We start from the raw sequence: 26,332 nt of genomic DNA, 5'->3' as shown, positions 1-26,332 counted from the left end.
GGTATGCGACCGTTACGTCAGCCGGGGCGGAACGGGGATGTCCGCTTCAGGGCGGCATCCAGATCGTCCATCGTCACGGGCAGGCCCAGATCGACCAGCGACGTGACGCCGTGCCCCGTGATCCCGCAGGGGACGATGCCGTCGAAGTGGGACAGATCCGGTTCGACGTTAATCGAAAGGCCGTGAAAGCTGACCCAGCGGCGCAGGCGGATGCCGATGGCGGCGATCTTGTCCTCCCGCGGGGTGCCGTCGGGCAGGGGGGGCTTGTCGGGGCGGGTCACCCAGACGCCAACGCGACCGTCGCGCACGACCCCACGGACGCCGAACTCGGCCAGGGCGTCGATCACCCATCCCTCCAATGTCTGCACGAAGGCGCGGACGTCACGACCTCGGAGGCCAACGTCCAGCATCGCATAGACGACCCGCTGTCCCGGACCGTGATACGTGTACTGGCCTCCCCGGCGGGCCTGGTGGACCGGGAAGCGATCGGGGTCGCGCAGGTCCGCCACGTTCGCCGACGTGCCGGCGGTGTACATCGGCGGATGTTCCAACAGCCAGACGGCTTCACCGGCCGTGCCGTCCAGGATGCCCGCCACCCGCGCCTCCATCTCCGCCAGGGCGGTGGCATAGGCGACTGGCGCGGTCGACGTGATCCATTCCAGTGCCGCAATGGCGCGGGGGGCGGCGTTCATGGGGCTAGGCTTGGGCACCCAGGGCGCGGAAATCAAGACGTGACGCGGTGGTTCCTAGGACAGGTCTGGCCGTTGCCCGTAAGCCCTGTCCCCGTATGGGAGTAACGGATCCTCGGCACCCAGGTCGCTCGAACGCTCCGCCGCACCCATCGCGCTCCGGATCGCCCGCGGGTTGGGCCATAGATCGACGTTTCACCCTTGAGCAGGACCCGACCCCCGGATACAGGGAGCGGGCCTTCGGTTACGCGGTCGTGGCGGAATTGGTAGACGCGCAGCGTTGAGGTCGCTGTGGGGTAACACCCGTGGGGGTTCGAGTCCCCCCGACCGCACCAGGGTCCCTGCCATGCCCGAGATGGACGGCCGATCGGCCGTCATCGAAGCGTGTCATCCCGAACAGCACGCGGACCGTTTCGGGGCAGGGGCGTTCGCGGCCTTGCAGGTCGCGCGCAGCGGTTGCAGGTGCATCGTCCATCCATCGACATCACGCATGAGCGCGACCCCATATCGCATCACCCCCCGCGTACCATGTTCGACCACGAGGGGCGCTTCCGCCAGGGCCGGCATCCGGTCGACGGCTTCCGCCACGATGCCCGATAGCTTGGCGGCCGTCATGGGATCGCCGCCGCAGCCGTCGAGGATTTCGACCACCGCCTCCTCCCAATGGTGCAGGCCCCGACCGCAATCGAGGGAAGCATAGCGCGCCAGCTTGACCTCGGTCACGTGATAGCCTGCCCGCAAGGCGTGCCCGTCGACCACGATGCGGACCGGGAGGGCAGGTGCGCCAGTCAGGGCCGCGATCAATTCGACCGGGGTGATCATGTCGCGTCCTCCCGCACGAGTGACACGCCCCGGCAGCATTCCGCGGTCAGGTAGGCCAACGCACCCTTCAGTACGGCGAAATCGGCGCGATTGACCGTCGTCCTGCCATGACCCTCCTGCAGGACGAGCCCGGCCTCCGTCAGCTTGCGGAGGTGATGCGCGAGGGTCGACGGGGGCAGTCCGACATGCTGCGCGATGGCACCCACCGTCAGGCCGTCGCATCCGGCGCGGACCAGGAGGCGGAAGATGGAAAGGCGCGCTTCGTGCCCCAGGGCCGTCAAAGCGCGCGCGACGAGGGCTGGATCGAACATACACGACTAGAAGTCTAGTTTTGTCGTCGAGTCAATCGCCGTTGTCATGTCGGATGCGGGAGCCGTCGCCAGCCGGGGCGGTTCCGGGTCAGGTCGATCGTGCCGTGGCGATCGGGCACGAGGGACAGCGTGGCGTCGCGCAGCACCTCGATTCCCTCCTCGGCGTTCTTGGGAAGGGCGCCGCCGTCGAGGGGGCGGCCGAAGATCACGTGATAGGGCTGCACGTCCTTGTTCAACGTCTCGTGGAACAGGGTGATGTCGCGAAGGGTGGGGTGGAACGCGTCGAACGCGTAGAACATCGCCGAGTTGCGTGCGCGGATGTGGACCGGCACCACGGGCAGGGCGTTCTTGCGCGCGATCATCGCAGCGGACGCCATCCAGGGGCGTTCGTGCAGTCGCAGGCCGCGTCGCTTGGCCAAGCGGCCCGCGGGGAAGATCACGCCCAGCCGCCGCGCGTCGAGGGCCCGCCGCGTGGCCTGCATCGTTTCGCGAGTCTTGGATACGCTGCGGCGGTCCGCGCGCCATTCGACGGGGACCACGATGTCGGCGAACTGCGGCAGAACGCGCAGGATGTCGCTGTTGGCGTAGTAGAACGGATCCGGGCGCAGGCGGGTCAGGATATCGTGCAGGACGATCCCATCGGCGATGCCGGTCGGGTGGTTCGCCACGATCAGGGCGGGCCCCGACGCGGGAACGTGATCCAGCCCGTCGAAGGTCACGCGCCGTGCGATGCGCCGCGCAAGGTCAGCCATGATGGCGGGCACGTCCTGATCGACGTAATGGGTCCCGATCTCGACCGACCGTTCGTAGGCCAGCATGCGGCCCAGGACGATCCAGGCGGCGCGGGCGGTCAGGGTGGGCCGGAACAGCCAGGGCGCGCGTTCGGCGATCAGCGGGTCGAGTCGGTCGCGCATGTCGCCTTTCCATGGCTGCGCGGCACGATGCTGCTGCGGGGGCCGCCGGTGATGCATCTATGGGCAAGCAGCGAACGGTTCCACCGGAATCTGATCGGGGGCGCCCGTGCGCCATCGTCCGCGCGGGGTTCGCACCCGACACGGCGGGTGCTAGCTGCACGGCCAAAGGAGCCTGCCCGATGCGCGACGCCACCCCTGCCCAGACGAAGACCCATCTGAAGGACTACGCCACCGTCCCGGTCACGGTCACGCATGTCGATCTGGCCTTCCGCCTGGACCCGCAGGCCACCCGCGTCAGGGCCACCCTGACCTGCCGGCGGCAGGGTCCGGGGCCGATGGTGCTGGACGGGGAGGGGCTGCGCACGCTGTCGGTCGAACTGGACGGGATGCGCCTGCCGCACGACGACCTGATCGACGGCGATCGCATGACGATCGCGGATGCACCCGACGGTTTCGTCCTGCGCACGGAGGTCGAGATCGCGCCTGACCGCAACACCGCGCTGTCGGGCCTGTACATGTCGAACGGCATGTACTGCACCCAATGCGAAGCCGAGGGGTTCCGTCGCATCACCTGGATGCTGGACCGACCGGACGTGATGGCGACCTACGACGTGGCGATCGACGCGGATCTGCCGGTGCTGTTGTCCAACGGGGACGAGGGCGCACGGGGGCGGTGGCACGACCCGTGTCCCAAGCCGACCTATCTGTTCGCGCTGGTGGCGGGGAACCTGGTCGCCGCGTCCGACCGGTTCACGACGATGGAGGGGCGGGACGTCGCGCTGAACCTGTGGGTCCGTCCGGGGGACGATGGGCGGACGGCATACGCACTGGACGCCCTGAAGCGGAGCATGGCCTGGGACGAGCGGGTCTATGGGCGGGCCTACGACCTGTCGGTGTTTAACGTGGTCGCGGTGGACGACTTCAACATGGGCGCGATGGAGAACAAGGGGCTGAACGTCTTCAACAGCCGCTACGTCCTGGCCAGCCCGGACACGGCGACCGATGCGGATTACGCCAACATCGAACGGATCGTGGCGCACGAATACTTCCACAACTGGACGGGTAACCGGATCACCTGCCGGGACTGGTTCCAGCTGTGCCTGAAGGAGGGGCTGACGGTGTTCCGCGACCAGTCGTTCATGGCTGACATGCGTTCGGAGGCCGTGCAGCGGATCGGGGACGTCCTGGCGCTGCGGGCCCGGCAATTCCGAGAGGATGCGGGGCCGCTGGCGCACCCGGTGCGACCGGAATCGTTCATCGAGATCAACAACTTCTATACCGCCACCATCTACGAGAAGGGGGCGGAGCTGATCCGGATGCTGCGCTCGATCGTGGGGCCGGACGGGTACGACCTAGGCGTTCAGCTCTACTTCGAGCGGCACGACGGCACGGCGGCCACGATTGAGGATTGGCTGCACTGCTTCGAGGAGGCGTGCGCCACGGATCTGTCGCAGTTCAAGCTGTGGTATTCTCAGGCCGGGACGCCCACCGTCACGATCCGGCAGGACTGGGCGGACGGGGACTATACCCTGACGCTGCGCCAGCACGTGCCCGACACGCCAGGGCAGACCGGAAAATCTCCGATGCCGATCCCGTTGGCCTTCGGCCTGTTGGGAGCGGACGGCACCGAGATCGCGGCGACGCGCCTGCACGTTCTGGACGTGCCGGAGGCCGTGCTTCGGTTCCAGACCCCGGAGCGGCCAGTCCTGTCAATGCTGCGCGGCTTCAGTGCGCCCGTGCATCTGGACATCGACCTGACGGAAGGGGACCGACTGACTCTGCTGGCCCACGACACGGACCCTTTCGTCCGTTGGGAGGCCGGGCGGATGCTGGCGAAGGACCGCCTGATGCGCATGGTCCGCGACCGGACCGCGCCCGGTGCCGCTTGGCTGGACGCGGTGCATGCCCTGGCCACCGACGAGACCACCGATCCGGCGTTCCGTTCCTTGGCGTTGGGCCTGCCGTCGGAGGACGATCTGGCCGGATCGCTGCACGATGCGGGCGTGGTTCCGGATCCGGCGATCATTTACGCCGCGCGGGAGGATGCGCATGCCGCCCTGGCGCGACGGCTGGCGGACGACCTGCCGCGCCTGCGGGCGGGGGTGGCCACGCCCGGACCCTATGTCCCGGAGGCCGCGGATGCCGGGAAGCGCGCCCTGGCGGCGACCCTTCTGCGGTTGCAGACGCGCCTGGACGACGGGAACGCGGCACGCGGCGCGTACGCGGCGGCGGACAACATGACCGACCGGATGGCCGCCTTCGCGTGCCTGCTGGAGGCGGGCGACGACGACGTCGCGGCGGCGTTCGAGGAGGATTGGAAGCACGACCGTCTGGTCATGGACAAGTGGTTCGCCGCCCGCGTGTCCCATGCCCCACCCGCGCGGGCGGTCGACGTCGCGGACCTGCTGACGCGGCATCCCGACTTCGACCCGTCGAACCCGAACCGCTTCCGCGCGGTGATCGGGGGCCTGGTCGGGGGCAATCCCGCCGGCTTCCACGACGCTTCGGGGCGCGGATACGACTTCGTGGCGGACTGGCTGATCCAGATGGATCGGTCGAACCCCCAGACGGCCGCGCGCATGTCCGCCGCGTTCGAGACGTGGCGGCGGTACGACGCGGATCGCCAGGCGTTGATGCGCGCCGCGCTGGGGCGGATGCGGGATCGCGCCACGAGCCGCGACACGGCGGAGATGGTCGGACGGATGCTGGAATAGCGGCGTCGGCCCATGCTGCGGTGCGGCGAAGAGATCGTCGTTCGGGGTCGATCGGGGGGCTCCGTAAGCAGGAGTCTGACCGGGAGCGTCGTGGCACGCAAGTCGGGTTCCGGGCCATGGGAACAAGGACCGGGCGAGTGCTTCCCGAACGGGTCGGGCGTGGCGGGGCGTGCGAAAAGGGCGGGGCGGACGGGGTCTGCTGCGCGTCTGCCCTGCGTCTGCTCCGCGTCGGACACCGTCGCGGCGATGCGATCGCCGTCCGTGGGGGAGATAAGTGGTGCCCGGGGGCGGAATCGAACCACCGACACGCGGATTTTCAATCCGCTGCTCTACCCCTGAGCTACCCGGGCACGGGTTCGACGGGCCAACGCCCGTCCGGGGTGCGGGTGCATTAGGTCAGGTCGCCGACGGGTGCAAGGGTGGCGCGCGCATCGCGGCTGCGATCGACATGCAGCGTGTCCAGCCCGTGGAAGTGATAAACGTCGGCGTAGCTCGTGCGCGTGGAGATCGTCAGGTCGGGGCAGCGACGGACGAGAGCGTCCAGGCCCACACGGATCTCCATCCGCGCCAGGGCAGCGCCGAGGCAGAAGTGGATGCCGCCGCCGAACCCCAAATGCGCGGGCGCGTCGGGAAAGCGGTCGGGGCGAAGGGTCGCCGGATCGGGATAGACCGCGGGGTCGCGGTTCGCGGCGCCCAGCAGCAGGCCGACCTGATCGCCCCGCGCGAAGCGATGGCCGAAGACCTCCACGTCCTCGGTAGCGTAACGCGTGAACATGTGGAGGGGCGGGTCGATGCGCATTACCTCCTCGACCAGGGGGGCGTCGATCGGGCGTCCCAACAGCCCGGTGCGGTGCAGGGCCAGGGTCGCGTTGCCGAGCGTGTGGACGGTCGCCTCGTGCCCCGCGTTCAGCAGGAGGATGCAGGTCGCCACCGTTTCGGGCCTGGTCAGGACGCCGTCGGCTTCCACCTCCAGCAGGCGCGTCAGCAGATCGTCGGCGGGGGCCGTGCGCTTGGCCGCGATCACCCGCTCGAGATAGTCCGCGAACTCGGCCGCCGCCGCGGCGGCCCCGCGTTCCGCCTCCACCGTGCGGGCGGCCATGTACATGCGGACCATGTCGTTGGACCAGCGCAGGAGGTCGGGGCCGTCGTCCTCCGGCACGCCGAGCAGGCGGGCGATGACGCGGACGGGCAGGGGGCGGGCGAAGGCGTCGAGCAGGTCGAACGGACCGGACGGGAACGCGTCGATCAACGCGTCGGCCAGGGCGGCGATCTCGGGTTCCAGTCGCGCGATGCGGGCGGAGGTGAAGGCGCGGAGCACTTGGGCCCGCAGGCGGGTATGCGCGGGTGGTTCGAGTTGCAGCAGCGAGTGATCCTCGACCGACCAAAAGGCGCGCTGGTGGTCCGGCCGGTCGGGGGGGAACGGATCCTCGCGCCCGAAGCGCTTGTCGCGGAGCAGGGCGGCCACGGTCGCATGGCCCGCCGCAACGGGCATCCCGTAATCCGACCAGAACGCCAGATCCCCGGCCACCCGGAGGCGATCGTAGAAGGGATAGGGGTCCTGGACGAAGGCGGGATCGGTCGGGGACTGGTCGAAGGCCCGCACGGTCAGGCGGCGGCCAGCGCCCGGACGATGGGCAGGAAGTCGTCCGCCGTAAGGCTGGCGCCGCCCACGAGGGCGCCGTCCACGTTGGTCAACGCGAACAGTTCCGCCGCATTAGATGCTTTTACGGAGCCGCCGTACAGCAGCGCCATGTCGGCCCCGTCGGGGACGACGTCCACGATCCAGCCGCGCAGGGCGTCGTGGACCTCCGCCACCTGGTCGGGCGAGGCGACCTTTCCCGTGCCGATGGCCCAGACGGGTTCGTAGGCGATCACGGTGTTGCCCGCATGGGCCCCGTCGGGAAGCGAGCCGTTCAGCTGCGCTTCGAGGATGGCGAGGGTGTCGCCGGCCTCGCGCTGGTCGAGCGTTTCGCCGATGCACAGGATGGCGGTCAGCCCGGCATCGTGCGCCGCCCGGGCCTGTGCGGCGACGTCCGCGTCGGATTCGCCGTGGTCGGCGCGGCGCTCGGAATGGCCCACGATGCAATAGGACGCGCCGGCATCCGCCAGCATCGCGGCGGACAGGTCGCCCGTATGCGCCCCCTTCGCCGCCGGATGGCAGGTCTGGCCGCCGGTCGCCAGGCCGGACAGGTCCGACGCCACCGCCAGCAGCGTCGCGGGGGGGCACAGGACGGCGTGGACCCCGTCCGTCGCGCCGGCCGCGATGGCGCGCGCCTGTTCCAGATCGGCGCGCAAGCCGTTCATCTTCCAGTTCCCGGCGGCGATCTTGCGTGGCATGGCGTCCCTTCCCGTCGTTCGCGACGGGCTTAGCACATCACGACGGGGTGCCCAGGCTTTCGTCGAACTTGATCGACTCCCCGCAGCCGCAGGCGTCCACCACGTTCGGGTTGCGGAACTTGAACCCCGATTCGAGCAGCGACGTCTCGTAGTCGATCTGCGTGCCGAACAGGAACATCTGCGCCATGGGGGCGATCAGGACGCGCGCTTCGCCCACCTCCACGACCTCGTCGTGGGGCTGGGCTTCGGGGACGTAGTCCATGGTGTATTCCATTCCCGCGCAGCCGCCCTTCTTCACGCCCAGACGCAGGCCATAGGCATCCGACCGGCGCATCAGCCGAGTGATCTGCGCGGCGGCGGCGTCGGTGACGGTCACGGGGGGCTGGCCGGGTATGGCGAACATGGGCGCGCTCCTTCGGTTCCCTACCTAGGGTCGGGCGGCCTCGCGCTCAAGCGGCTTCGGCGGCGGCGGGATCGGGGAAGATGCGCGCGTCGCCGTCGCCCTCCATGTCCGCGAGGCGGCCGATCAGGCGCTCGCGCACCGCGCACGACACCGCCCAGGAGTTGTTCGGGTCCGTGCACGGCACGTAGAACCAGACGTCGATCCCGAACACGTCCTGCCCGGTCACGTCCATCTTGACCGAGTCGAAGTCACCGAAGAACTCGGCGTGATCTTCGTCCTCCGACACCTCCCGCGCGACGTCGACGAAGGCGTCGCGCACGGCGTCGAGGTCGATGGCGGGGCGCAGCTTGAACTTGAGGATGCGCAGCATGGACGGATCCTCGATCGACCAGTTCTCGAACGGCTCGGAGATGAACTCCTCCACCGGGACGATCAGCCGGGTGCTGTCCCAGTTGCGCAGCTGCACGTAGGTCATCTGGATGCGCTCCACGTAGCACAGCTCACCCTTGTACATGATCCGGTCGCCGACGCGGGCGGACTGGTTCATCGCGATCTGCAGGCTGGCGATGATGTTGCCCAGGACGCGGCGGGCGGCGAAGCCCAGGATGATGGTCAGCGCGCTGGCGGAGGCCAGGATCGACAGGCCCACGCCGCGGAACACGTCGGCCGTGGACAGCACGATGCCCGCGCCGATCAGGAACACGAGGATCGTCAGGATGCGCCGGGTCGCGTTGATCTTCGTGGCCGTCGAGCGCGCCTCCTGCTGCTCGGCCACGGTCAGGTCGATGTCGTCGCCCGGCGATACGAGGTTGTCGAGCACCGCGTCGAGAACGCCGATCACGACCATAAGCGTCGCGGTCACGTAGCCGATCGCGATCAGGGGCGACAGGACCGTGTCGATCTGGCCCGAGAAGACGAAGAGCTGCCGGGACACGACCGCGACCAGGGTGGTGACGGCGGCGATCACCGCGGGCCATTTCAACGCATGCGTGACGCCGCGCACCATGCCGTTGTCGGAGGACGTCCGGATCCAGGCGAACAGGCGGGCCGTGAACCAACCCAGCACCCCCGCGATGACCACCAGGAGCGGCAGGCCGATCCATTCCCACCACATCAGGCTGGCCGGCCCCTGCGCGAGCAGGATCGCGGGAAGCTTCGATTCGAACGCGGATGGCCCGTAGGCGCGGTACATGGCGGGGATGTCGGCCACCGTTTCGCGGGGGAAGACCCAGACGGGGTCCGCGTCCTCGCCCGGCTTGACGCGGTTCAGCCGGATCGCACCGGGCACGGGGTCGAGATCGAGCTCGCGGATGAGGAACGAGCGCCGCGGATCGCCCGCCGTCGCCTGCGATTGGCCGCCGAGGGGCTGGAGCCCGTCGGGGCGGTCGTTCAGGCTGGACCAGTCGAGGACGGCCTTCCGTTCTATCACCGAATGAAGCTGCGCGGCCAGGATCGGCCCTTCCCCCGCCTGCGCGGCGTCGTCGAGATCCGACAGGTCGAGCGCGTGGGCCGCATCGTCCCAGCGCCCTTCGTCCGCCGCAACGAGGAAGCTTTCCAGGGTGCTGCGCGGGGTGCGCAGGTCCATCGCGTCCGGGCGTTCGCCCAGGCCGCCGTTCAGCCCGTCGATGTCGAAGAACGGGTCCTGCGCCGTGGCGGGCAGGGCGACCATGGCGAGGAGGACGAAGACGAACGCGCGGATGTATCGGGTCATGTCGGCCCAACGTCAGATCGTCGCACCCCGTTCCCCCCCGGGGGGGGAACGGCCCGGTCCGCGTGATCGGCCTTACATGAAGCCCAGTTCCAGCCGTGCCTCGTCGGACATCATCTCCATCCCCCAGGGGGGGTCCCAGGTCAGATCGACGTCGACGGACTTGACGCCCGGCAGGGGTTCGACCGCGTCGGCGACCCAGCCCGGCATCTCGCCCGCGACCGGGCAGCCGGGGGCGGTCAGCGTCATGACGATGCCGACCTCGTTCTCAGGCGAGATGTCGATCGTGTAGATCAGGCCGAGGTCGTAGATGTTGACCGGGATCTCCGGGTCGAAGACCGAGCGGCAGGCATCGACCACCTGCTCGTGCAGCGGGTGGTCGGTGGTGGAGGGCCGGATCAGGGGCGCCCCTTCGAGCGGGGCGTCGGTGCCGTGGTCGTCCATGGGAGGGGGTTCCTTCGCGCCGGTATCCGACCGTGAAGGTAAGGATTGCGGCGGCGGCCGTCCAGGGCCGCCGCCGCGTCGCGATCAGAAGCGGTAGTTCAGATTGACGCCGACGGTGGTCGCGTCGCCGTCGATCTGCGTGTCGCCGAAGTCCTCGAACTCGTGGTACAGCACTTCCCCGCCGAGGGAGATGTTGTTCGTCACGAACCGCTCCACGCCCAGGCCTACGAAGTAGCCGTCCGCGTCGCCGATGTTGTCCGTGTCGGCCTTCGCGTAGCCGCCGGTCCCGTAGAGCAGCGTGCGGTCGAGGGCATAGCCCAGGCGCAGGCCCGCGCGCAGGACGCTGTCGATATCGGCGCCGGCATCGGTGCCGTCGCTCAGATCGAGGCCGATATCCGTGCCGTCGTACTGCAGCAGACCGCCGATCACCGTGTTGCCGATCTGGTAGTCGTAGCCGGCGCGCAGACCGAGGAAGCCGCCGTCGCCGTCGATCGAGGAGCTGTCATCGTCGTCGTCGTCGTCATCATCATCGTCGTCGTCGTCCGTGGCGCCGTCGTTGGCGTTGACGTCCAGATAGCCGCCCTGGAGGCCGATGTAGCCGCCGGTCCAGCTGAAGGCCGGCGCGGGCGCCAAGGGGGCCAGCACGGGCTGGACGACCACGGGCTCGACGTTCCCGGCGGTGGCGGTGCCGGCGACCAGCGCGGCAACGGGCAGGGCGATGAATGCAGTACGAAGCATGTTCGGTGTCCTTCTATATCACTCGCGGACGGAGCGTTCGGCCCCGTTCCGCCCCGACCTGTCGTTCCGTCCTCCGGGATGCAAGTGCCGGGACCGTCACGAACCGTTGCAGGCGGTAACCTTACCGGCACCTTCTTGCCGGTCCCGAATCCGTTCCCCGGTCCGGGGGACCGTTGCCAGCGCGGGGCGCAACCGATACCGCGCGGCCGTGACCGACCGTTTCGCCTTTACCCTCCATGCCACGGACGGTTCCGCCCGCACGGGCACGATCCGGACGACGCGGGGCGACATACGTACGCCGGCCTTCATGCCCGTCGGCACCGCCGCCACGGTCAAGGCGATGCTGCCGGAATCGGTGCGCGCCACGGGCGCGGACGTGCTTCTGGGCAACACCTATCACCTGATGCTGCGTCCCACGGCGGAACGCGTCGCCCGGCTGGGCGGGCTGCACCGGTTCATGAACTGGGACGGCCCGATCCTCACGGATTCGGGCGGGTTCCAGGTGATGTCCCTGGCAGGGCTGCGCAAGCTGACCGAGGAGGGCGTGACGTTCCGGTCCCACATCGACGGGGCCCGCCACCGCCTGACCCCGGAGCGCAGCATGGAGATCCAGAGGCTGCTGGGGTCGGACATCGTCATGGCGTTCGACGAATGCCCGTCGCTGCCCGCGGACCGCACGCGCATCGCGGACAGCATGCGGCTGTCGATGCGCTGGGCCCAGCGGTCGCGCGACGCGTTCGGCGACCGGCCTGGCCACGCCCTGTTCGGGATCCAGCAGGGCGGGTTGGAGCCGGACCTGCGCGCGGAATCGGCGGAAGCCCTCCGCGCGATCGGGTTCGACGGCTATGCCGTGGGCGGGCTCGCGGTGGGCGAGGGTCAGGAGGCGATGTTCGGATGCCTCGACCATGCCCCGGATCAGCTGCCGGTGGATCGGCCGCGCTATCTGATGGGGGTGGGCAAGCCGGACGACATCGTCGGCGCGGTCATGCGCGGCATCGACATGATGGACTGCGTCCTGCCTTCGCGGTCCGGCCGCACGGGGCAGGCGTTCACGCGCCACGGGGTCGTCAACATCCGCAACGCCCGGCACGCCGACGATCCGCGCCCGCTCGACGAGGCATGCGACTGTCCCGCCTGCCGCGGCTATTCGCGCGCCTATCTGCATCACGTCGTCCGCTCCCGGGAGATCGTGGGGTCCATGCTGATGACGTGGCACAACCTCCACTACTATCAGTGGATCATGGATGGGATGCGCGACGCGATCGCCGCGGGGACGTTCGCCGCCTGGGAGGCCGACTTCCACGCCACCCGCGCGGCGGGGGACATCGCGCCACTGTGAGCCGGCCCCGCGCGATCCCCCCCATTGCATGCGCCCGCGCGTCCGCACAGTATCGTCCCCGGCCATCCGGTCGCGTGCATTGATACGCAGGCGCGCCGTTCCCAGATGACGGTGAACGGAGGGTCCAAGACGCCGCCATAACGGGGCACAGGACCTTTGCGAAAGGGACGAGAGACATGACGAGCACCATTCACCCCGTTCTGCCGCTTCGCGACATCGTGGTCTTCCCGCACATGATCGTGCCCCTGTTCGTGGGGCGCGAGAAGTCGGTCCGCGCGCTCGAGGAGGTGATGCAGGACGACAAGCAGATCCTGTTGTCCAGCCAGATCGATCCGTCGGTCGACGAGCCGGACTCCGACGGCATCTACCGCATCGGAGTCGTAGCGAACGTCCTGCAGCTGCTGAAGCTGCCCGACGGCACCGTGAAGGTGCTGGTCGAGGGGCGCGGTCGCGTGAAGATCACCCGGTTCCTGGACAACGACACGTTCTTCGAGGCCGAGGCGTCCCCCCTGTCCGAGCAGACGGGCGACAAGGCGACCGTGGACGCGCTGATGCGATCGGTCGCGGAGGAGTTCGAGCGCTACGCCAAGGTGAAGAAGAACATCCCGGAGGAAGCGCTCGGCACCGTGTCCGAGGCGCAGGACCCGGCGAAGCTGGTCGACCTGGTGTCCGGGCATCTGGGCGTCGAGGTCGCGCAGAAGCAGGAACTGCTGGAGATGCTGACCATCTCGGAGCGGTTGGAGAAGGTCTATGGCCTGATGCAGGGGGAGATGTCCGTCCTGCAGGTCGAGAAGCGGATCAAGTCGCGCGTGAAGTCCCAGATGGAGCGCACGCAGCGCGAATATTATCTGAACGAGCAGATGAAGGCGATCCAGAAGGAGCTGGGCGACAACGAGGAGGGCCAGAACGAGGTCGCCGAGCTGGAGCAGCGGATCGAGGAGACGAAGCTGTCCAAGGAGGCCCGCGAAAAGGCCGAGGGCGAGCTGAAGAAGCTGAAGAACATGTCGCCCATGTCAGCCGAGGCGACGGTGGTGCGGAACTACCTCGACTGGATGCTGTCGATCCCGTGGGGCACGAAGTCCCGCGTCAAGAAGGACGTGAAGAAGGCGCAGGAGGTCCTCGACAAGGATCACTACGGCCTCGAGAAGGTGAAGGAGCGGATCGTGGAGTACCTGGCCGTGCAGGCCCGGTCCTCGAAGCTGAAGGGTCCGATCCTGTGCTTGGTCGGCCCCCCGGGCGTGGGCAAGACGTCGCTGGGCAAGTCGGTCGCCCGCGCCACGGGGCGCGAGTTCATCCGCATCAGCCTAGGCGGCGTGCGCGACGAATCCGAGATCCGCGGTCACCGCCGCACGTATATCGGGTCGATGCCTGGCAAGATCATTCAGGCCCTGAAGAAGGCCAAGACCACCAACCCGCTGATCCTGCTCGACGAGATCGACAAGATGGGTCAGGACTTCCGGGGCGACCCGGCGTCGGCGATGCTGGAGGTGCTGGATCCGGAACAGAACGGCACGTTCGTCGACCACTACCTCGAGGTGGAGTACGACCTGTCGAACGTGATGTTTCTGACCACGTCCAACAGCTACAACATGCCGGGTCCCCTGATGGACCGGATGGAGATCATTCCCCTCGCCGGCTATACCGAGGACGAGAAGGTCGAGATCGCGAAGCGTCACCTGCTGCCCAAGCAGATCAAGAACCACGGACTGAAGAAGGCGGAGTTCACGCTGGATGATAGCGCCCTGCAGGAGATGGTGCGCACCTATACGCGCGAGGCCGGCGTCCGGAACCTGGAGCGCGAGATCGCGAAGGTGGCGCGCAAGGCCGTGACGAAGATCGTCCGCAAGGACGTCGACAGCGTCACCGTCGATGCGGAGAACCTGGACGACTATCTGGGCGTCAAGAAGTACCGGTACGGCCTGGCCGAGAAGGAAGACCAGATCGGCGTGGTGACGGGGCTGGCCTATACCTCCGTGGGTGGGGACCTGTTGCAGATCGAGGCGCTCCGCCTGCCGGGCAAGGGTCGCATGAAGACGACCGGCAAGCTCGGCGACGTGATGAAGGAATCGATCGACGCCGCCAGCAGCTACGTGCGGTCGATCGCGCCGGAGATCGGGGTGAAGCCACCGCGCTTCGACACGATGGACATCCACGTCCACGTGCCGGACGGGGCGACGCCCAAGGACGGGCCGTCGGCGGGTTTGGCGATGGTGACGTCGATCGTGTCGTCGCTGACGCAGATCCCCGTCCGCAAGGACATCGCCATGACGGGCGAGGTCTCGCTGCGCGGAAATGCAATGCCGATCGGCGGCTTGAAGGAGAAGCTGTTGGCGGCCCTGCGAGGTGGCATCACGAAGGTGCTGATCCCGCAGGAGAACGTGAAGGACCTGACGGAGATCCCGGACAACGTGAAGGACGGATTGGACATCGTCCCCGTCGAACACGTCCGGGAGGTCCTGCGGCACGCCTTGATCCGCCAGCCCGAGCCCATCGAATGGGACGAGGCCGCCGAGGAGGCCGCCGCGCTGGCGGCCCGGCGGAACGACACCGCCGCGGGCGCGACCGCGCACTGATTGGTCGTAGGCAGTCGAACGACGAAGGGCCCCGCTTCTGCGGGGCCCTTCGCGTTTCCGGTCCGTCTCGTCAGCTTCGGGCGCCGCGGCGCAGGGCGACCAGGGTGCCCAGGCCGCCGATCAGCAGCAGCACGCCGGCGGGCAGGGGCACGGGTGACACCAGGTCCGGTGCGGCCAGGTCCGCCGTCGCGCCGCGGAACTTCCAGGCATCGTCGGTATCGGTGGTGGCCACGCCGAACACCCGGCCGCGGATGGCGTCCGCGAAGCTGAAGCGTCCAGCGCCGTTCGCCGTCTTGCCGATGGTCAGGGCCTGGGTGATCTGCGTCCACCCCGCGTCGCCCCGGGTCCACAGCGAGAACTGATCGCGCGTGTCCTCGACGTAGTGGAAGTCGAGGGCCTGAAGCTCGACCGTCGTGCCGAAGGTGAGGATCGCCATCTCGTTCGGACCCCAGCCGTCGAACGTATGCTGCTCGCGGTAGAACGCCTTCAGGCCGAGCCCGTTGCCCCAACGCTGGATGTTCGCGTCCGACCCCGTAGCGCAGCCCGTGGTGGCGCAGCGACGCCCGGATGCGTCGAGGGTGATGCCGCCCGCGCTGGTCGAGATGGTCGGCGCGCTCAGGCGGGACTGGCCCGTGAAGTCGAAGGTCAGCGCCTGCGCGGCCGGCGCGGCCAGCAGCAGCGTGGCGGCGGCGGCGGATCGTAGGATAGTCTTGAACATGGCGGACACCCGAACTCTGGAACTCGAAGGATGGACCCCGTCCGAGGCCCTGCCCGAGAGCGGTCATCGCCATCGGGATCGGTTGTCATATAGAAAATTAGATCCGTTCGCGGCAGGGGCATACCGAACGACAGGCTGTTGCCGATAAGGAAACCCTGGACCGTCAGGCGTCCGCTGCCGGCCCAGCCGATGCGATCTGGGCCGCGAGGTCGTCGATGATCTTGACCCACGTCTCCGGCGGCTGGGCCCCCGCGACGACCGCCCTGTTCGCGATCACGAAGGTGGGCACGCCCGTCACCCCGCGGCCGCGCGTATGCGCATCGCGCGCCTTCACGTCGTCGGCGTCGGCATCCCCAGCCAGCAGCCGTTCGGTCATCGCGCGATCCATGCCCGCTTCCGTCGCCACGTCGGCCAGGACGGACGGATCGCCGATGTCCCGGGCGTGGACGAAGTAGGTCTCGAAGAGCTTGTGGACCACGGCCGTCTGCCGTCCTTCCAGCCCTGCCCAATGGATCAATCGATGCGCGTCCACCGTGTTCGGCGTGCGGGAGATGCCGTCGAAGTCGATGGCCAGTCCGGCGGCGGCGGCCGCCTGCCGCACAGGGGCATAGGCTGCTGTGGCTCCCTCCGCGCCGCCGAACTTGGTCCGGAGATAGGTCTGACGCTCCATCCCCTCCGGCGGCATGTCGGGGTTTAACTGGAACGGGTGCCATTCCAGGACGAACGCGTGGGCTGGCCGTTCCTCCAACGCGCGGAACAGGTGGGTCTTGCCGATGTAGCACCACGGGCAGATCGGGTCCGATACGATGTCGAGCTTGAGCATGGATCCATCCGTTCCGGCCACACCATCGGGCTAGCGCTTCGCCGCCGCCGGGGGAAGGCCGCCCTTGCAAGCCATTCTGAATTCATGTCATTCGCAGCCGAGGGCGCGGGGGTAGTGTCATGAAGGAGCAGAACCGGGAGGCGGACGCCGCGACGTTCCTCGATCGTCTCGTGGCCGAGACCGATTGGCAGGCGATCGCACCCGCCGCCGCGGGGATCGGGCGCTTCGTCTATGACCCCCGGACAGAGATGGCGCAGATGGACGCCACGATGCGGCGCCTGACCGGCATGCTCGATCGGGTCGGTGCGTTTCCGGCCGCGGACTATTTCACGCGTATCCACTCGGACGACCGCGACGCCGTGGGCGACCAGCTGGCGCTGACGGTGCGCGAAGGCACGCCCTTCCATGCGGAGTACCGGTTCGAGCGCTCGCCGGGCGAGGTCGTCTGGTTGAGCGGGCAGGGCCGGATGACGGACACGTCGGACGGCCGGTCGGTGCTGGTCGGCGCACTCTACGACATCACGACGCTACGGTCGGCGCGGGAACGGGCCGTGCTGCTGTCCGAGGAGATGGCGCACCGCATGAAGAACGTCTTCGCCCTGGTGCAGGGGATGTTCAACATGGCCGCCCGGTCGTCCGGCACGAAGGAGGAGCTGGTCGAAGCCTATACCGGCCGGCTGCAGGCCCTGGCCCAGGTGAACGCCATGACCTTCGCCAGCCCGGACAGGTCCGTGCGCGTAACCGATCTGGTGTCCCAGACGCTCGGTCCCCTCGTGGCGGCGAAGCGCATCGATGCGGCGATCGACGACGTCGCGGTGAACGGCGCGGCGGCGCAGACGGTCGTCCTCGTGCTCAACGAACTGTTGACGAATGCGGTCAAGTACGGGGCCCTGCGCGACGATGCCGGATCGGTCGCCCTGTCGATCGTGGTCGTGGATGGCGGCTTCACCTTGACGTGGGACGAACACGCCACGCCCCCCATCACCCCGCCCACGAAGAAGAACGGGTTCGGCATGCGGGTCCTGAACTCGATGACGTCAGCGACGTTCAGCGGCCGTCCCAGCTTCGAGTGGCGGGAGCGTGGGCTGCTGTTCTCCTGCCATTGGGACATGCCGACGTTCGGGCCCGACCCCCGCATCGGGGCGTCGGCCGTCCCCACCGGCACGGTCTGAGGGTCATCCCAGGCGGGGTCTGCCGCGCATCAATGGCATCAGGGCGCCCATGTCGGGGCCGTCCGACCGCCCGGTCAGGGCATGGCGCAACGGCTTGAACAGGGTTTTGCCCTTCCGGCCCGTCGCGTCCTTCACCGCGCCGGTCCAGGCCGACCACGTGTCCTGCGTCCAGGGTTGCGGCGGCAGAAGGTCCAGCGCCGTGCGGACGAAGTCGCGATCCTCCGCCGGGACATCGGGTTCGGCGCCGTCACGCAGCAAGCTCCACCACCCCGCGATGTCCGCGCGCGTGCGGACGTTGTCGCGGATCACGGACCAGAACCGGTCTGCATCCTCCGCGGGCACGCCTGCGGCGGCGACGTCGTCGCGCACGGCATTCAAGGGCAGGGATTGAAGGACGTTGCCCGACAGGGGCAGGAGGTCGGCGGGGTCGAACTTCGTCGGGGCGGCGCCGAACTGCGACAGATCGAAGGCCCGGGCCAGGTCCTGCGGGGTGTCCCGAAGCTCGACCGGCTGGGACGAGCCCAGGCGCGCCATCAGCGACAGGACGGCCATGGGCTCGATCCCCTGCTCGCGCAGGTCGTGCAGCGACAGGCTGCCCAGCCGCTTGGACAGCCCCTCGCCCCCGGGCCCGGTCAGAAGCGAGTGATGCGCGAAGCGGGGATGGGCGTGGCCCAGGGCCGCCATGATCTGGATCTGCGTGGCCGTGTTGGTCACGTGGTCGGACCCCCGCACGACGTCCGTGATGCCCATGTCGGTGTCGTCCACGACGCTCGCGATGGTATAGAGCACCTGTCCGTCCGCGCGGATCAGCACCGGGTCGGACACGCTGGCGGCGTCGATGGACAGGGGGCCAAGGATCCCGTCGTCCCATTCGATGCGCTCGCGGTCCAGGCGGAACCGCCACACGCCGGGGCCACGCTCGTCGCGCAGGGCGGCGCGCTGGGCGTCGGTCAGGTCCAGCGCGGCGCGGTCATAGACGGGCGGACGGCCCATGTTCAGCTGCTTCTTGCGCTTCAGGTCCAGCTCGGTCGGCGTTTCCCACGCCTCGTACAGGCGGTCCTTCGCGCGCAGGTCGTCGGCGGCCTGGGCGTAGAGGTCGAGGCGCCGGGATTGCCGCTCCTCCCGGTCCCAGGTCAGGCCCAGCCATTCCAGGTCTGCGCGGATGCCGTCCACGTATTCCTCGCGCGAGCGTTCGGCATCGGTGTCGTCGATCCGCAGGATGAAGGTGCCGCCCGCCTTGCGCGCGATCATCCAATTCATCAGGGCGGCCCGCATGTTTCCGATGTGCAGGCGGCCGGTGGGGGACGGGGCGAAGCGTGTGACGGTCATGCGCGGCCCCATGCCAGCGGGGGGGGCGATAGTCCAGCCTGACGCAACCGTGACCTCGCCCCCAGGCCCGCGCGGGATAGGTGAGGGGCAGGACATCGAAACGGAGAGACCTTCCATGACCGACCTGACACGCCGCGCGGCGCTGACCGCCGCCGCCGCCATGCCCGCCGCCGCGGCCCTGGCGCCCGCCGCCGCCCGCGCCGATGGCCACGACGGGCCCGCCCCGCAGTTCCGCAGCTTCGCGATCGGGGACATGGACGTCTCCGTGCTCCTGGCGGGGCAGTCGGTGCGTGAGGGCGACATGCAGGAGATCTTCGGCATGAACGTCGAAGCCGATCGCTTCGCGGACGTCAGCCGGGAGGCCTTCATCCCGACGGACGCGGCCCTGTTCGTGTTCCAGCCCACCGTCGTGCGGACGGGGGGCGACGTCATCCTGTTCGACACCGGGCTGAACGCCGACGGCATCACAAACGTGCTGGAGGCGGCGGGCGTGGCGCCCGGCGACGTGACCCATCTGGTCATCACGCACATGCATGGCGACCATATCGGCGGGTTGACCCGCGACGGCAGCCCGACCTTCGCCAACGCCCAGCACATCACCGGCGAGGTCGAGATGAACGCGTGGGCCGAGAACCCCAACGAGCAGTTCACGAACGTCGTGGCCCCCTTGCGCGACCAGTTCGAGCTGATCGCCGACGGGGCGGAGATCGCGCCGGGCGTGACGGCCACGGCGATGTTCGGGCACACGCCGGGGCACATGGGATACCGGCTGTCGTCGGGCGACGACCAGCTGATCCTGGCCGCCGACATGACCAACCATTACGTCTGGTCGCTGGCGCATCCCGATTGGGAGGTGCGGTTCGACATGGACAAGGAGGCTGCGGCCGCGACGCGCCGCCGGATCCTCGACATGGTGGCCACCGACCGCATCCCGATGGTCGGCTATCACATGCCGCATCCGGGCGTGGGCTTCGTCGAGGCGAACGGCGACGGGTTCCGCTGGGTGCCCGAAAGCTATCAGTTCGCGCTGTGACGGGTCGCGCGCCGCCGTCCTAGGCTTGGGCGTCCGCGCGGTGGAAGGGAGAACGGCGCGCCCCGATCGGGGCGCGCCGGACATCGAGCGGTCGGGTCGGCCCGGTATCCCGTCGCCCCCGCATCGGTGCAAGGCCGGGTTCGGACGGCACGGGGTCGTGGCGTCCCGGGTGGCGCTGTAGGGCGGTCGCAACCTCGAACCCGGAAGGACGCCCCATGGCCATGAGCATGACGCGATCGGCCATCGTGCTGGGGCTGCTGGTCACGGCGGGCCCGTTGGCCATCGACATGTACCTGCCCGCGATGCCCACCATCGCGGACGACCTGTCGACGACCACCGAGGGCGTGCAGGCGACGCTGATCGCCTATTTCACGGTCTTCGGGCTGGCGCAGATGGTGTACGGGCCCTGGTCGGACGCCGTCGGGCGCCGGCGGCCCCTGATGGTGGGGCTGGGCATCTTCGCGCTGGGCAGCCTCGGCAGCGCCGTGGCGACGGAGGTGGGCACGCTGATCGCGGCGCGGGCGGTGCAGGCGGCGGGGGCCGCGTCCCTGATGGTGGTGCCGCGCGCGGTGATCCGCGACATGCATACCGGGCCGCAGGCGACGCGCCTGATGGCGTTGATCATGCTGGTGATCTCGGTCTCGCCGATGCTGGCGCCCCTTATCGGATCGGGGCTGATCGCGTTGGGCGACTGGCGCCTGATCTTCTGGGCCTTGGCGGCCGTCGCGGTGGCGGACCTGGCCCTGGTGACCTTCGCCCTGCCGGAAACGATGGCCCGTCGCGTGCCGGTCGACCTGCGCGCGATGTGGGCGGGGGCCAGGGTGCTGCTGACGGACCGCACCTTCATGGCGCTGACCTTCGTGGGCGGGTTCGGGATGGCGTCGTTCTTCGTGTTCCTGGCATCGGCGGCTTTCGTCTATGTCGAGCAGTTCGGCCTGACGCCGACGGGGTTCAGCCTAGCCTTCGCGATCAACGCCCTGGGCTTCTTCGCGGCCAGCCAGCTGGCCGCGCCGCTGGGGATGCGGGTGGGCATGGCGCGCATGGTGCTGGTGGCGACGTTGGGCTTCGCCGCGATGGCGGTGCTGACCTTCGGGGCGGTGCTGGTCTTCGGCGCGAGCCTGCCGCTGGTGGTGGGCGGTCTGTTCCTGGCGAACGCGTTCCTGGGGCTGGTGGTGCCCAGCACGATGGTCATGGCCTTGGACCCGCATGGCGAGATCGCAGGCCTCGCGTCCTCGCTGGGCGGAACGCTGCAGATGGTCGCCGGGGGTGCGGCGGTGGCGGCGTCGGCACCCTTCTTCGACGGCACGGCGACGCCGATGCTGGCGGCCATCGCGCTGTGCGGCGTGGCGGCGAGTGCGCTGGCCCTGGTCGCGGCGCGGCCGGTGCCGGCGGTGGCGTGAGGCCCGCATCCTGCGGGGGTGACGAAAATTTTCTCTGGCGACGGGTCGGCGTTCCAGGGGCGGGGACCCGGGGTGTTTCATCGAGCGCGGCCCCGGGTCAAGTTCCGGGGCGCGCGCGCCTGTGCGGTCTCAGGTCAGTTCGCGCACGGCGGAAAGGGCCCCGGCGACCACGTCGCGTTCGGCCTGGCGGGCGGCGAGGTTCGCCTTCGTTTCCTCCACCACCTCCGGCGGGGCGGAGGCGGCGAAGTTGGGGTTGCTCGCGCGGCCCGACAAGCCCTTGATCTCCTTGTCGAGTTTCCCCAGCGCCTTGTCCAACCGCTTGGCTTCCGCGGCCGCGTCGATGACGCCTTCCAACGGCATGGCGTAGCGGGACGCGCCGACGGTGACGGTCGCGCTGCCCTTGGGTGCCGCGTCGGCGTCGGTGACGCCGTCGATCCGCGCAAGCCGCTGAATCAACTCGCTGTTGCCGTCGTAGGCCGCCTTGCCGGAGTCGCCTTCGGCCAAGCGCAGGACGGGGATGGAGTGGCCCGCGGGGACGCCCATCTGGGCGCGGGCGGAGCGGATGGATTCGATGAAGGCGATGACCCAGCGGATCTCGGTTTCGGCTGCCTCGTCAACGGCTTGCGCGGGGTCGAGGTCTTCAGGCCAGGCGCCATGGACCAGCATCCCTTCGTGGCCGGTGACCGACCACAGCTCTTCGGTCAGGAAGGGCATGAACGGGTGCAGCATCGTGGTGCAGGCGTCGAGGACCCAGGCCATCGTCGCTTGGGTTTCCGCCTTGGAATCAGTGTCTTCGCCCTGGAGGATCGGCTTCGACAGCTCGACGTACCAGTCGCAGACGACGTTCCAGACGAGCTTGTAGAGCGCGCCCGCGGCGTCGTCGAAGCGGTAGGCGTCGAGGGCCACATCGACCTCGGCCCGGGTGCGCGCGACCTCGCCCACGATCCAGCGATTGAGTGTCTGCTGCGCGTCTGCTGCGCGTCTGCCCTGCGTCTGCCCGACCTGCCCATGGGTCGCGCCGTTCATCTCCGCAAAGCGGGTGGCGTTCCACAGCTTGGTGCCGAAGTTGCGATAGCCCTTGATCCGGTCGGTCGACAGTTTCAGGTCCCGTCCCATCGCCGCCATGGAGGCCAGGGTGAAGCGGACGGCGTCGGCGCCGTATTCATCTATCAGATCCAACGGATCCAACACGTTGCCCAGCGACTTCGACATCTTCTTGCCCTTCTCGTCGCGGACGAGGGCGTGGACATAGACGTCGCGGAAGGGCACGCGGTCCTTCAGGGGGAGCATGTCGGGCAGCACGGCGGTCTGCATCATCATCATCCGGGCGACCCAGAAGAACAGGATGTCGAAGCCCGTGACGAGGACGGAGGTGGGGAAGTAGCGTTCGAGTTCCGGGGTATCGTCGGGCCAGCCGAGGGTACCGAGGGGCCAGAGTCCGGAGGAGAACCAGGTGTCTAGGACGTCGGGATCTTGAGCTAGCTTCACTGTAAGGGTTTGATCGCCCGTTTTACGGTCATTCTGAATACGGAAGCCGCCGCTACTTAGCTGTTGGAAAGCGTCGATCGCTTGCAGCCCCTCGGCTCCTTCTATTCCAAGCGATTGCATCCATTCAATCTGGTCGCGCTGTTCTCCAACACTTTCAATTGTATCTTCATCGGCTTCTAAAACGCACAGCGAACAATGGCCGCCCGCTGCCGTCTTCTTTTTCAAACGATCCTCTAGCTGGGATCTGTAGAATTGGTCAGCCTGCTCCGCCGCGTCGGCATACGTAGGAGCGCAAAACGTCGTGCGTTCGGTAGACCCAGCTCCAGTCAAGAGCTTTAGCGGGGGCCCATACCAAACCGGGATCCTGTGCCCCCACCAGAGCTGGCGGCTGATGCACCACGGCTCGATGTTGCGGAGCCATTGGAAATAGACCTTCCTGTCGGCCTCCGGCAGGATGCGGACGGTGCCGTCCTCGACCGCTTCGATGGCGGGGCCGACGATGGCGTCGGTGTCGACGAACCATTGGTCGGTCAGCATGGGTTCGATGACGGCGCCGGAGCGGTCGCCGTGGGGCTGCTGGATCTGCTTGGGCTCGACCAGGGGGACGAGGGCATCCGCGTCGGTGCGCAGGGCGTCGGCGCCTTCCTCGGGGGCGAGGGGAGGTACCCCCCGGACTTGATCCGGGGCCCCGCTGTTCTTGGCCGAACCGTTCTGTTCTGCAACCTCGGGGTCCCGGCTCTTCGGCCGGGATGCGGCGCCCAGCCGCGGATCCGTGGGCGGGACCATCACGGCCAGCCCTTCGGCGGTGATGTCGGCGACGACGCGGGCGCGGGCGTCCAGGCGGTCGAGGCCGCGGTATTCGTCGGGGACGAGGTTGATCGCGTCGACCTCCGCCTCCGACATCTCTGTGCCCTCGCGCAGCGCCTTCGCCTTCGCGGCGGCGTCCGCATAGGGTTCGCCGTCGGCGCGCATCGCGGCCTTCGTGTCCATCAGCCGGTAGAGCGGGATGCCCCCCCGCTTGGCGACGTCGTAGTCGTTGAAGTCGTGCGCGCCCGTGATCTTCACCGCGCCGGAGCCGAAGGTGGGATCGGGGTATTCGTCGGTGACGATGGGGATCAGGCGGCGGTGCTCCTTCGGGCCCACGGGGATCTCGCACAGCTTTCCGACGATGGGGGCATAGCGTTCGTCCGACGGGTGAACCGCGACGGCCCCGTCGCCCAGCATGGTTTCCGGGCGCGTGGTAGCGATGGCGATGTAGTCGCGGGTTTCGCGGAACAGTTCCGCCCCGTCCTCGTCTCGTTCGACGTATTCGTAGGTGGCGCCGTCGGCCAAGGGGTACTTGAAGTGCCACATATGGCCCGCGACGTCGCGGTTCTCGACCTCCAGGTTCGAGATCGCGGTCTCGAACCGGGGGTCCCAGTTCACCAGGCGCTTGCCGCGATAGATCAGGCCCTTCTCGTACATCTCCACGAAGACCTTGATGACTGCGTCGTGGAAGTTCTGTTGCGTGGGGTCGGGGTCGCCGGGTGCGCCGCCCATGGTGAACGCCTCCCGCTCCCAGTCGCAGGACGCGCCCAGGCGTTGCAGCTGACCGATGATGGTGCCGCGGGACTTCGCCTTCTGCTGCCACACGCGGTCGAGGAAGGCGTCGCGCCCCATCTCCTGCCGGGTGGGTTCGCCGTTCGCGGACATGTCGCGTTCGGTGACCATCTGGGTCGCGATGCCGGCATGGTCCGTGCCCGGCTGCCACAGCGTGTCGTGGCCCCGCATCCGGTGCCAGCGGGTCAGGACGTCCTGAAGCGTGTTGTTGAACGCGTGGCCCATGTGCAGGCTGCCGGTGACGTTGGGCGGCGGGATGACGATGGAGAAGGCGGGCGCGCCCGGCTTCGCGTTGGCGCCCGCGCAAAAGTATCCGCCCTCGATCCAATCGCGGCTGATCCGGGGCTCGGCGGCGGCGGCGTCGAACGTCTTTTCCATCGGCATGGCGGGGCCCTTCGCGTTTGGCCCGCGCGGGTTAGCGAATGGGTGGGGGGAAGGGAAGTGGTGCCGTCGTCCGTCATCCCCGGGTTCGACCCAAGGCGCTTGGTCGGTCCCCATCGCGTTTGCCGCGGGAGGTTCCCGGATCGGGTCCGGGGATGACCCGGTGCATCGTCGCGGCCGCGCGTGCTACGCCGCGCCCATGCCCATGCGCATCACCGTCCGCCGCAGGAGGGGCAGGTCGTGCAGGGTGCGGATGCCGGGGCCGCGCAGGAAGGCCAGGGGGCCGGACCCCGCGATGGAGGTGCGGTTCAGCAGGTCGATGCCCAGGAGGCGTGCGACGATGTCGGGATGCCGCTGGCGGGCATAGGCCTGCAGGTAGGGGCGCGTGCCGATGGCGTCGCGATCCGCCAGCGCCAGGTCGCGCAAGACGCGGATGTCGGCCAGCGACGTGTTCAGGCCCTGCGCGCCAATGGGAGGCATGGCATGCGCGGCCTCCGCCGCCAGCGCGGTGCGGCGGGCGGTGATGGCGGTCGCGCCGGTGGTGGATATCGGCCAGGCGACGGGTCGAGTCAGGACCCGCAGCGCGCCGTTGGCGCCGGCCGAGCGTTCGGTGGCCCGGGCGGACAGGGCGTCGTCGTCCATCCCCATCCGTTCGCGCTGGACCGCCGCCGCGTCCATCCAGACCACGGAGGAGCGGTGGGTCCCGTCGGGCAGGTCCGGCATGGGGACCAGCGTGAAGGGGCCGCCCGTGTCGTGCACTTCGGTCGAGACGTCGCCGTGGGGGGCGTCGTGGGCCACGGTGAAGACGAGGGCCGTCTGGTCGTAGGTGACGCGCCGCGCGCCGATGCCGGCGGCGCGGCGCACGGCGCTGTCGCGTCCGTCGCAGCCCAGGACCAGGCGCGTGCGGATGCGCTCGCCCCCGTCGCTGCGGACGATGGCATGGGCGTCGCGGGCCAGCATGTCGGCGAAGCCCGTCGACCAGCGCAGGTCGACCGTGTCCAGCGCCGCGGCGCGGTCCAGCAGAGCGCGCCTGATCGCGGCGTTCGCGACGTTCCAGCCGAAGGGACCGTCCGTGACGTCGCCGGACGCGAAGTCGCGGGTGACGGGCGGGTCGGCGCGGGCATCCACCATGCGCATGACGCACAGGGGGGTGGCGTCGGTCGCCATCCCGTCCCAGGCGCCCGCCCGGTCCAGGAGGTCGCGGCCCGGCTGCAGGATGGCCGCCGTGCGGTTGTCGTCCTCGGGCACGGTGCCGGGGCCGGGATCGAGCAGGGTGACGGCGATGCCCTCGGCCCCCAGCGCGCAGGCGGCCGCGAGGCCCGCGGGCCCGCCGCCCACGACGACGATGTCGGTGTCGGTTGTCATGGGGAACAGGTAGGGTGCCGGGGCGGGCGGGG

Annotated in this window: 21 protein-coding genes and 2 tRNA genes; 7 read left to right on the top strand and 16 right to left on the bottom strand. The window is 69.0% G+C overall.

The window, feature by feature from the left end; translation table 11 throughout:
- Nucleotides 1–17: 17 nt before the first annotated feature.
- Entirely contained in the window at nucleotides 18–692 is a 675-nt protein-coding gene (gene lipB, locus P0084_RS02530) for a lipoyl(octanoyl) transferase LipB (RefSeq protein ID WP_308915226.1), read from the bottom strand.
- A gap of 245 nt (nucleotides 693–937) precedes the next feature.
- Here lipB and P0084_RS02525 point away from each other — a divergent pair.
- A tRNA-Leu gene (locus P0084_RS02525) sits at nucleotides 938–1,024 on the top strand.
- Between the two features lie 52 nt (nucleotides 1,025–1,076).
- Here P0084_RS02525 and P0084_RS02520 read toward each other — a convergent pair.
- From P0084_RS02520 to P0084_RS02510, 3 genes are read right to left on the bottom strand one after another with little or no spacing between them, the layout of a single operon-like run.
- Nucleotides 1,077–1,511, bottom strand: a complete 435-nt coding sequence (locus P0084_RS02520; protein ID WP_308915225.1) for a DUF6428 family protein — start codon at nucleotides 1,509–1,511, stop codon at nucleotides 1,077–1,079.
- Nucleotides 1,508–1,822 carry an ArsR/SmtB family transcription factor gene (locus tag P0084_RS02515; RefSeq protein ID WP_308915224.1) on the bottom strand — a complete coding sequence of 105 codons (315 nt, stop codon included), beginning with the start codon at nucleotides 1,820–1,822 and terminating at the stop codon, nucleotides 1,508–1,510. Before P0084_RS02515 ends, P0084_RS02520 begins: the two co-directional genes overlap by 4 nt.
- A gap of 44 nt (nucleotides 1,823–1,866) precedes the next feature.
- Nucleotides 1,867–2,736: a 1-acyl-sn-glycerol-3-phosphate acyltransferase gene (locus tag P0084_RS02510; protein ID WP_308915223.1), complete on the bottom strand. Its 870-nt coding sequence runs from the start codon at nucleotides 2,734–2,736 to the stop codon at nucleotides 1,867–1,869.
- 179 nt (nucleotides 2,737–2,915) lie between these two features.
- Between P0084_RS02510 and pepN the strand changes: the two genes are divergently transcribed.
- The gene (gene pepN, locus P0084_RS02505) at nucleotides 2,916–5,450 is read left to right on the top strand and encodes an aminopeptidase N (protein WP_308915222.1); all 2,535 of its coding nucleotides are present in this window, start codon (nucleotides 2,916–2,918) and stop codon (nucleotides 5,448–5,450) included.
- 275 nt (nucleotides 5,451–5,725) lie between these two features.
- Here pepN and P0084_RS02500 read toward each other — a convergent pair.
- From P0084_RS02500 to P0084_RS02470, 7 genes are all read right to left on the bottom strand, one after another.
- Nucleotides 5,726–5,800 (bottom strand) — tRNA-Phe (locus tag P0084_RS02500).
- Nucleotides 5,801–5,841: 41 nt separating this feature from the next.
- Nucleotides 5,842–7,053, bottom strand: coding sequence for a cytochrome P450 (locus tag P0084_RS02495; protein ID WP_308915221.1), 1,212 nt, complete (start codon nucleotides 7,051–7,053; stop codon nucleotides 5,842–5,844).
- A 2-nt stretch (nucleotides 7,054–7,055) separates the two neighbouring features.
- Nucleotides 7,056–7,787 (bottom strand): triose-phosphate isomerase, encoded by a 732-nt coding sequence (gene tpiA / locus P0084_RS02490; RefSeq protein WP_308915220.1) that lies wholly within the window; start codon nucleotides 7,785–7,787, stop codon nucleotides 7,056–7,058.
- 37 nt (nucleotides 7,788–7,824) lie between these two features.
- Nucleotides 7,825–8,190, bottom strand: a complete 366-nt coding sequence (locus tag P0084_RS02485) for a HesB/IscA family protein (RefSeq protein WP_308915219.1) — start codon at nucleotides 8,188–8,190, stop codon at nucleotides 7,825–7,827.
- Nucleotides 8,191–8,236: 46 nt separating this feature from the next.
- Entirely contained in the window at nucleotides 8,237–9,901 is a 1,665-nt protein-coding gene (locus P0084_RS02480; RefSeq protein ID WP_308915218.1) for a mechanosensitive ion channel family protein, read from the bottom strand.
- Nucleotides 9,902–9,973: 72 nt separating this feature from the next.
- Entirely contained in the window at nucleotides 9,974–10,342 is a 369-nt protein-coding gene (locus P0084_RS02475; protein WP_308915217.1) for an SUF system Fe-S cluster assembly protein, read from the bottom strand.
- A gap of 84 nt (nucleotides 10,343–10,426) precedes the next feature.
- Entirely contained in the window at nucleotides 10,427–11,080 is a 654-nt protein-coding gene (locus P0084_RS02470) for an outer membrane protein (RefSeq protein ID WP_308915216.1), read from the bottom strand.
- A 208-nt stretch (nucleotides 11,081–11,288) separates the two neighbouring features.
- On the opposite strand from P0084_RS02470, the gene tgt reads away from it, so the two are divergent.
- Together tgt and lon are read left to right on the top strand one after the other, a co-directional pair.
- Nucleotides 11,289–12,419 (top strand): tRNA guanosine(34) transglycosylase Tgt, encoded by a 1,131-nt coding sequence (gene tgt, locus P0084_RS02465; RefSeq protein WP_308915215.1) that lies wholly within the window; start codon nucleotides 11,289–11,291, stop codon nucleotides 12,417–12,419.
- A gap of 176 nt (nucleotides 12,420–12,595) precedes the next feature.
- A complete protein-coding gene (gene lon, locus P0084_RS02460) occupies nucleotides 12,596–14,992 on the top strand; it encodes an endopeptidase La (protein ID WP_308915214.1) in 2,397 nt (798 codons plus the stop codon).
- Between the two features lie 70 nt (nucleotides 14,993–15,062).
- Here the strand turns inward: lon and P0084_RS02455 are convergent, their stop codons facing one another.
- Together P0084_RS02455 and P0084_RS02450 are read right to left on the bottom strand one after the other, a co-directional pair.
- Nucleotides 15,063–15,710, bottom strand: a complete 648-nt coding sequence (locus P0084_RS02455; protein WP_308915213.1) for a VPLPA-CTERM sorting domain-containing protein — start codon at nucleotides 15,708–15,710, stop codon at nucleotides 15,063–15,065.
- A 163-nt stretch (nucleotides 15,711–15,873) separates the two neighbouring features.
- Nucleotides 15,874–16,533: a DsbA family oxidoreductase gene (locus P0084_RS02450; RefSeq protein ID WP_308915212.1), complete on the bottom strand. Its 660-nt coding sequence runs from the start codon at nucleotides 16,531–16,533 to the stop codon at nucleotides 15,874–15,876.
- Nucleotides 16,534–16,652: 119 nt separating this feature from the next.
- Between P0084_RS02450 and P0084_RS02445 the strand changes: the two genes are divergently transcribed.
- The gene (locus P0084_RS02445) at nucleotides 16,653–17,705 is read left to right on the top strand and encodes a sensor histidine kinase (RefSeq protein ID WP_308915211.1); all 1,053 of its coding nucleotides are present in this window, start codon (nucleotides 16,653–16,655) and stop codon (nucleotides 17,703–17,705) included.
- 3 nt (nucleotides 17,706–17,708) lie between these two features.
- Here P0084_RS02445 and gltX read toward each other — a convergent pair whose 3' ends face one another.
- Complete coding sequence (gltX, locus tag P0084_RS02440; RefSeq protein ID WP_308915210.1) at nucleotides 17,709–19,034, bottom strand: glutamate--tRNA ligase; 1,326 nt, start codon at nucleotides 19,032–19,034, stop codon at nucleotides 17,709–17,711.
- 115 nt (nucleotides 19,035–19,149) lie between these two features.
- Between gltX and P0084_RS02435 the strand changes: the two genes are divergently transcribed.
- The gene (locus P0084_RS02435; protein WP_308915209.1) at nucleotides 19,150–20,067 is read left to right on the top strand and encodes an MBL fold metallo-hydrolase; all 918 of its coding nucleotides are present in this window, start codon (nucleotides 19,150–19,152) and stop codon (nucleotides 20,065–20,067) included.
- 221 nt (nucleotides 20,068–20,288) lie between these two features.
- Entirely contained in the window at nucleotides 20,289–21,467 is a 1,179-nt protein-coding gene (locus P0084_RS02430) for a multidrug effflux MFS transporter (RefSeq protein WP_374213580.1), read from the top strand.
- A gap of 129 nt (nucleotides 21,468–21,596) precedes the next feature.
- On the opposite strand, the gene P0084_RS02425 is transcribed toward P0084_RS02430, so the two are convergent.
- A complete protein-coding gene (locus P0084_RS02425; RefSeq protein ID WP_308915207.1) occupies nucleotides 21,597–24,938 on the bottom strand; it encodes a valine--tRNA ligase in 3,342 nt (1,113 codons plus the stop codon).
- A gap of 183 nt (nucleotides 24,939–25,121) precedes the next feature.
- Nucleotides 25,122–26,300, bottom strand: a complete 1,179-nt coding sequence (locus tag P0084_RS02420) for an FAD-dependent oxidoreductase (protein ID WP_308915206.1) — start codon at nucleotides 26,298–26,300, stop codon at nucleotides 25,122–25,124.
- Nucleotides 26,301–26,332 lie beyond the last annotated feature (32 nt).

It is taken from the genome of Jannaschia maritima, from assembly GCF_030973515.1.
GTDB lineage: Bacteria > Pseudomonadota > Alphaproteobacteria > Rhodobacterales > Rhodobacteraceae > Jannaschia > Jannaschia maritima.
The sequence above is the reverse complement of the archived record's forward strand: the minus strand, read 5'-3'. Positions and strand labels throughout refer to the sequence as shown.

Bases quoted from the DNA above. Each gene is read 5' to 3' on its own strand.
- lipB (WP_308915226.1), bottom strand. From the start codon at position 692: ATGAACGCCGCCCCCCGCGCCATTGCGGCACTGGAATGGATCACGTCG.
- P0084_RS02520 (WP_308915225.1), bottom strand. From the start codon at position 1,511: ATGATCACCCCGGTCGAATTGATCGCGGCCCTGACTGGCGCACCTGCC.
- P0084_RS02515 (WP_308915224.1), bottom strand. From the start codon at position 1,822: ATGTTCGATCCAGCCCTCGTCGCGCGCGCTTTGACGGCCCTGGGGCAC.
- P0084_RS02510 (WP_308915223.1), bottom strand. From the start codon at position 2,736: ATGCGCGACCGACTCGACCCGCTGATCGCCGAACGCGCGCCCTGGCTG.
- pepN (WP_308915222.1), top strand. From the start codon at position 2,916: ATGCGCGACGCCACCCCTGCCCAGACGAAGACCCATCTGAAGGACTAC.
- tpiA (WP_308915220.1), bottom strand. From the start codon at position 7,787: ATGCCACGCAAGATCGCCGCCGGGAACTGGAAGATGAACGGCTTGCGC.
- P0084_RS02485 (WP_308915219.1), bottom strand. From the start codon at position 8,190: ATGTTCGCCATACCCGGCCAGCCCCCCGTGACCGTCACCGACGCCGCC.
- P0084_RS02480 (WP_308915218.1), bottom strand. From the start codon at position 9,901: ATGACCCGATACATCCGCGCGTTCGTCTTCGTCCTCCTCGCCATGGTC.
- P0084_RS02475 (WP_308915217.1), bottom strand. From the start codon at position 10,342: ATGGACGACCACGGCACCGACGCCCCGCTCGAAGGGGCGCCCCTGATC.
- P0084_RS02470 (WP_308915216.1), bottom strand. From the start codon at position 11,080: ATGCTTCGTACTGCATTCATCGCCCTGCCCGTTGCCGCGCTGGTCGCC.
- lon (WP_308915214.1), top strand. From the start codon at position 12,596: ATGACGAGCACCATTCACCCCGTTCTGCCGCTTCGCGACATCGTGGTC.
- P0084_RS02455 (WP_308915213.1), bottom strand. From the start codon at position 15,710: ATGTTCAAGACTATCCTACGATCCGCCGCCGCCGCCACGCTGCTGCTG.
- P0084_RS02450 (WP_308915212.1), bottom strand. From the start codon at position 16,533: ATGCTCAAGCTCGACATCGTATCGGACCCGATCTGCCCGTGGTGCTAC.
- P0084_RS02445 (WP_308915211.1), top strand. From the start codon at position 16,653: ATGAAGGAGCAGAACCGGGAGGCGGACGCCGCGACGTTCCTCGATCGT.
- gltX (WP_308915210.1), bottom strand. From the start codon at position 19,034: ATGACCGTCACACGCTTCGCCCCGTCCCCCACCGGCCGCCTGCACATC.
- P0084_RS02435 (WP_308915209.1), top strand. From the start codon at position 19,150: ATGACCGACCTGACACGCCGCGCGGCGCTGACCGCCGCCGCCGCCATG.
- P0084_RS02430 (WP_374213580.1), top strand. From the start codon at position 20,289: ATGAGCATGACGCGATCGGCCATCGTGCTGGGGCTGCTGGTCACGGCG.
- P0084_RS02425 (WP_308915207.1), bottom strand. From the start codon at position 24,938: ATGCCGATGGAAAAGACGTTCGACGCCGCCGCCGCCGAGCCCCGGATC.
- P0084_RS02420 (WP_308915206.1), bottom strand. From the start codon at position 26,300: ATGACAACCGACACCGACATCGTCGTCGTGGGCGGCGGGCCCGCGGGC.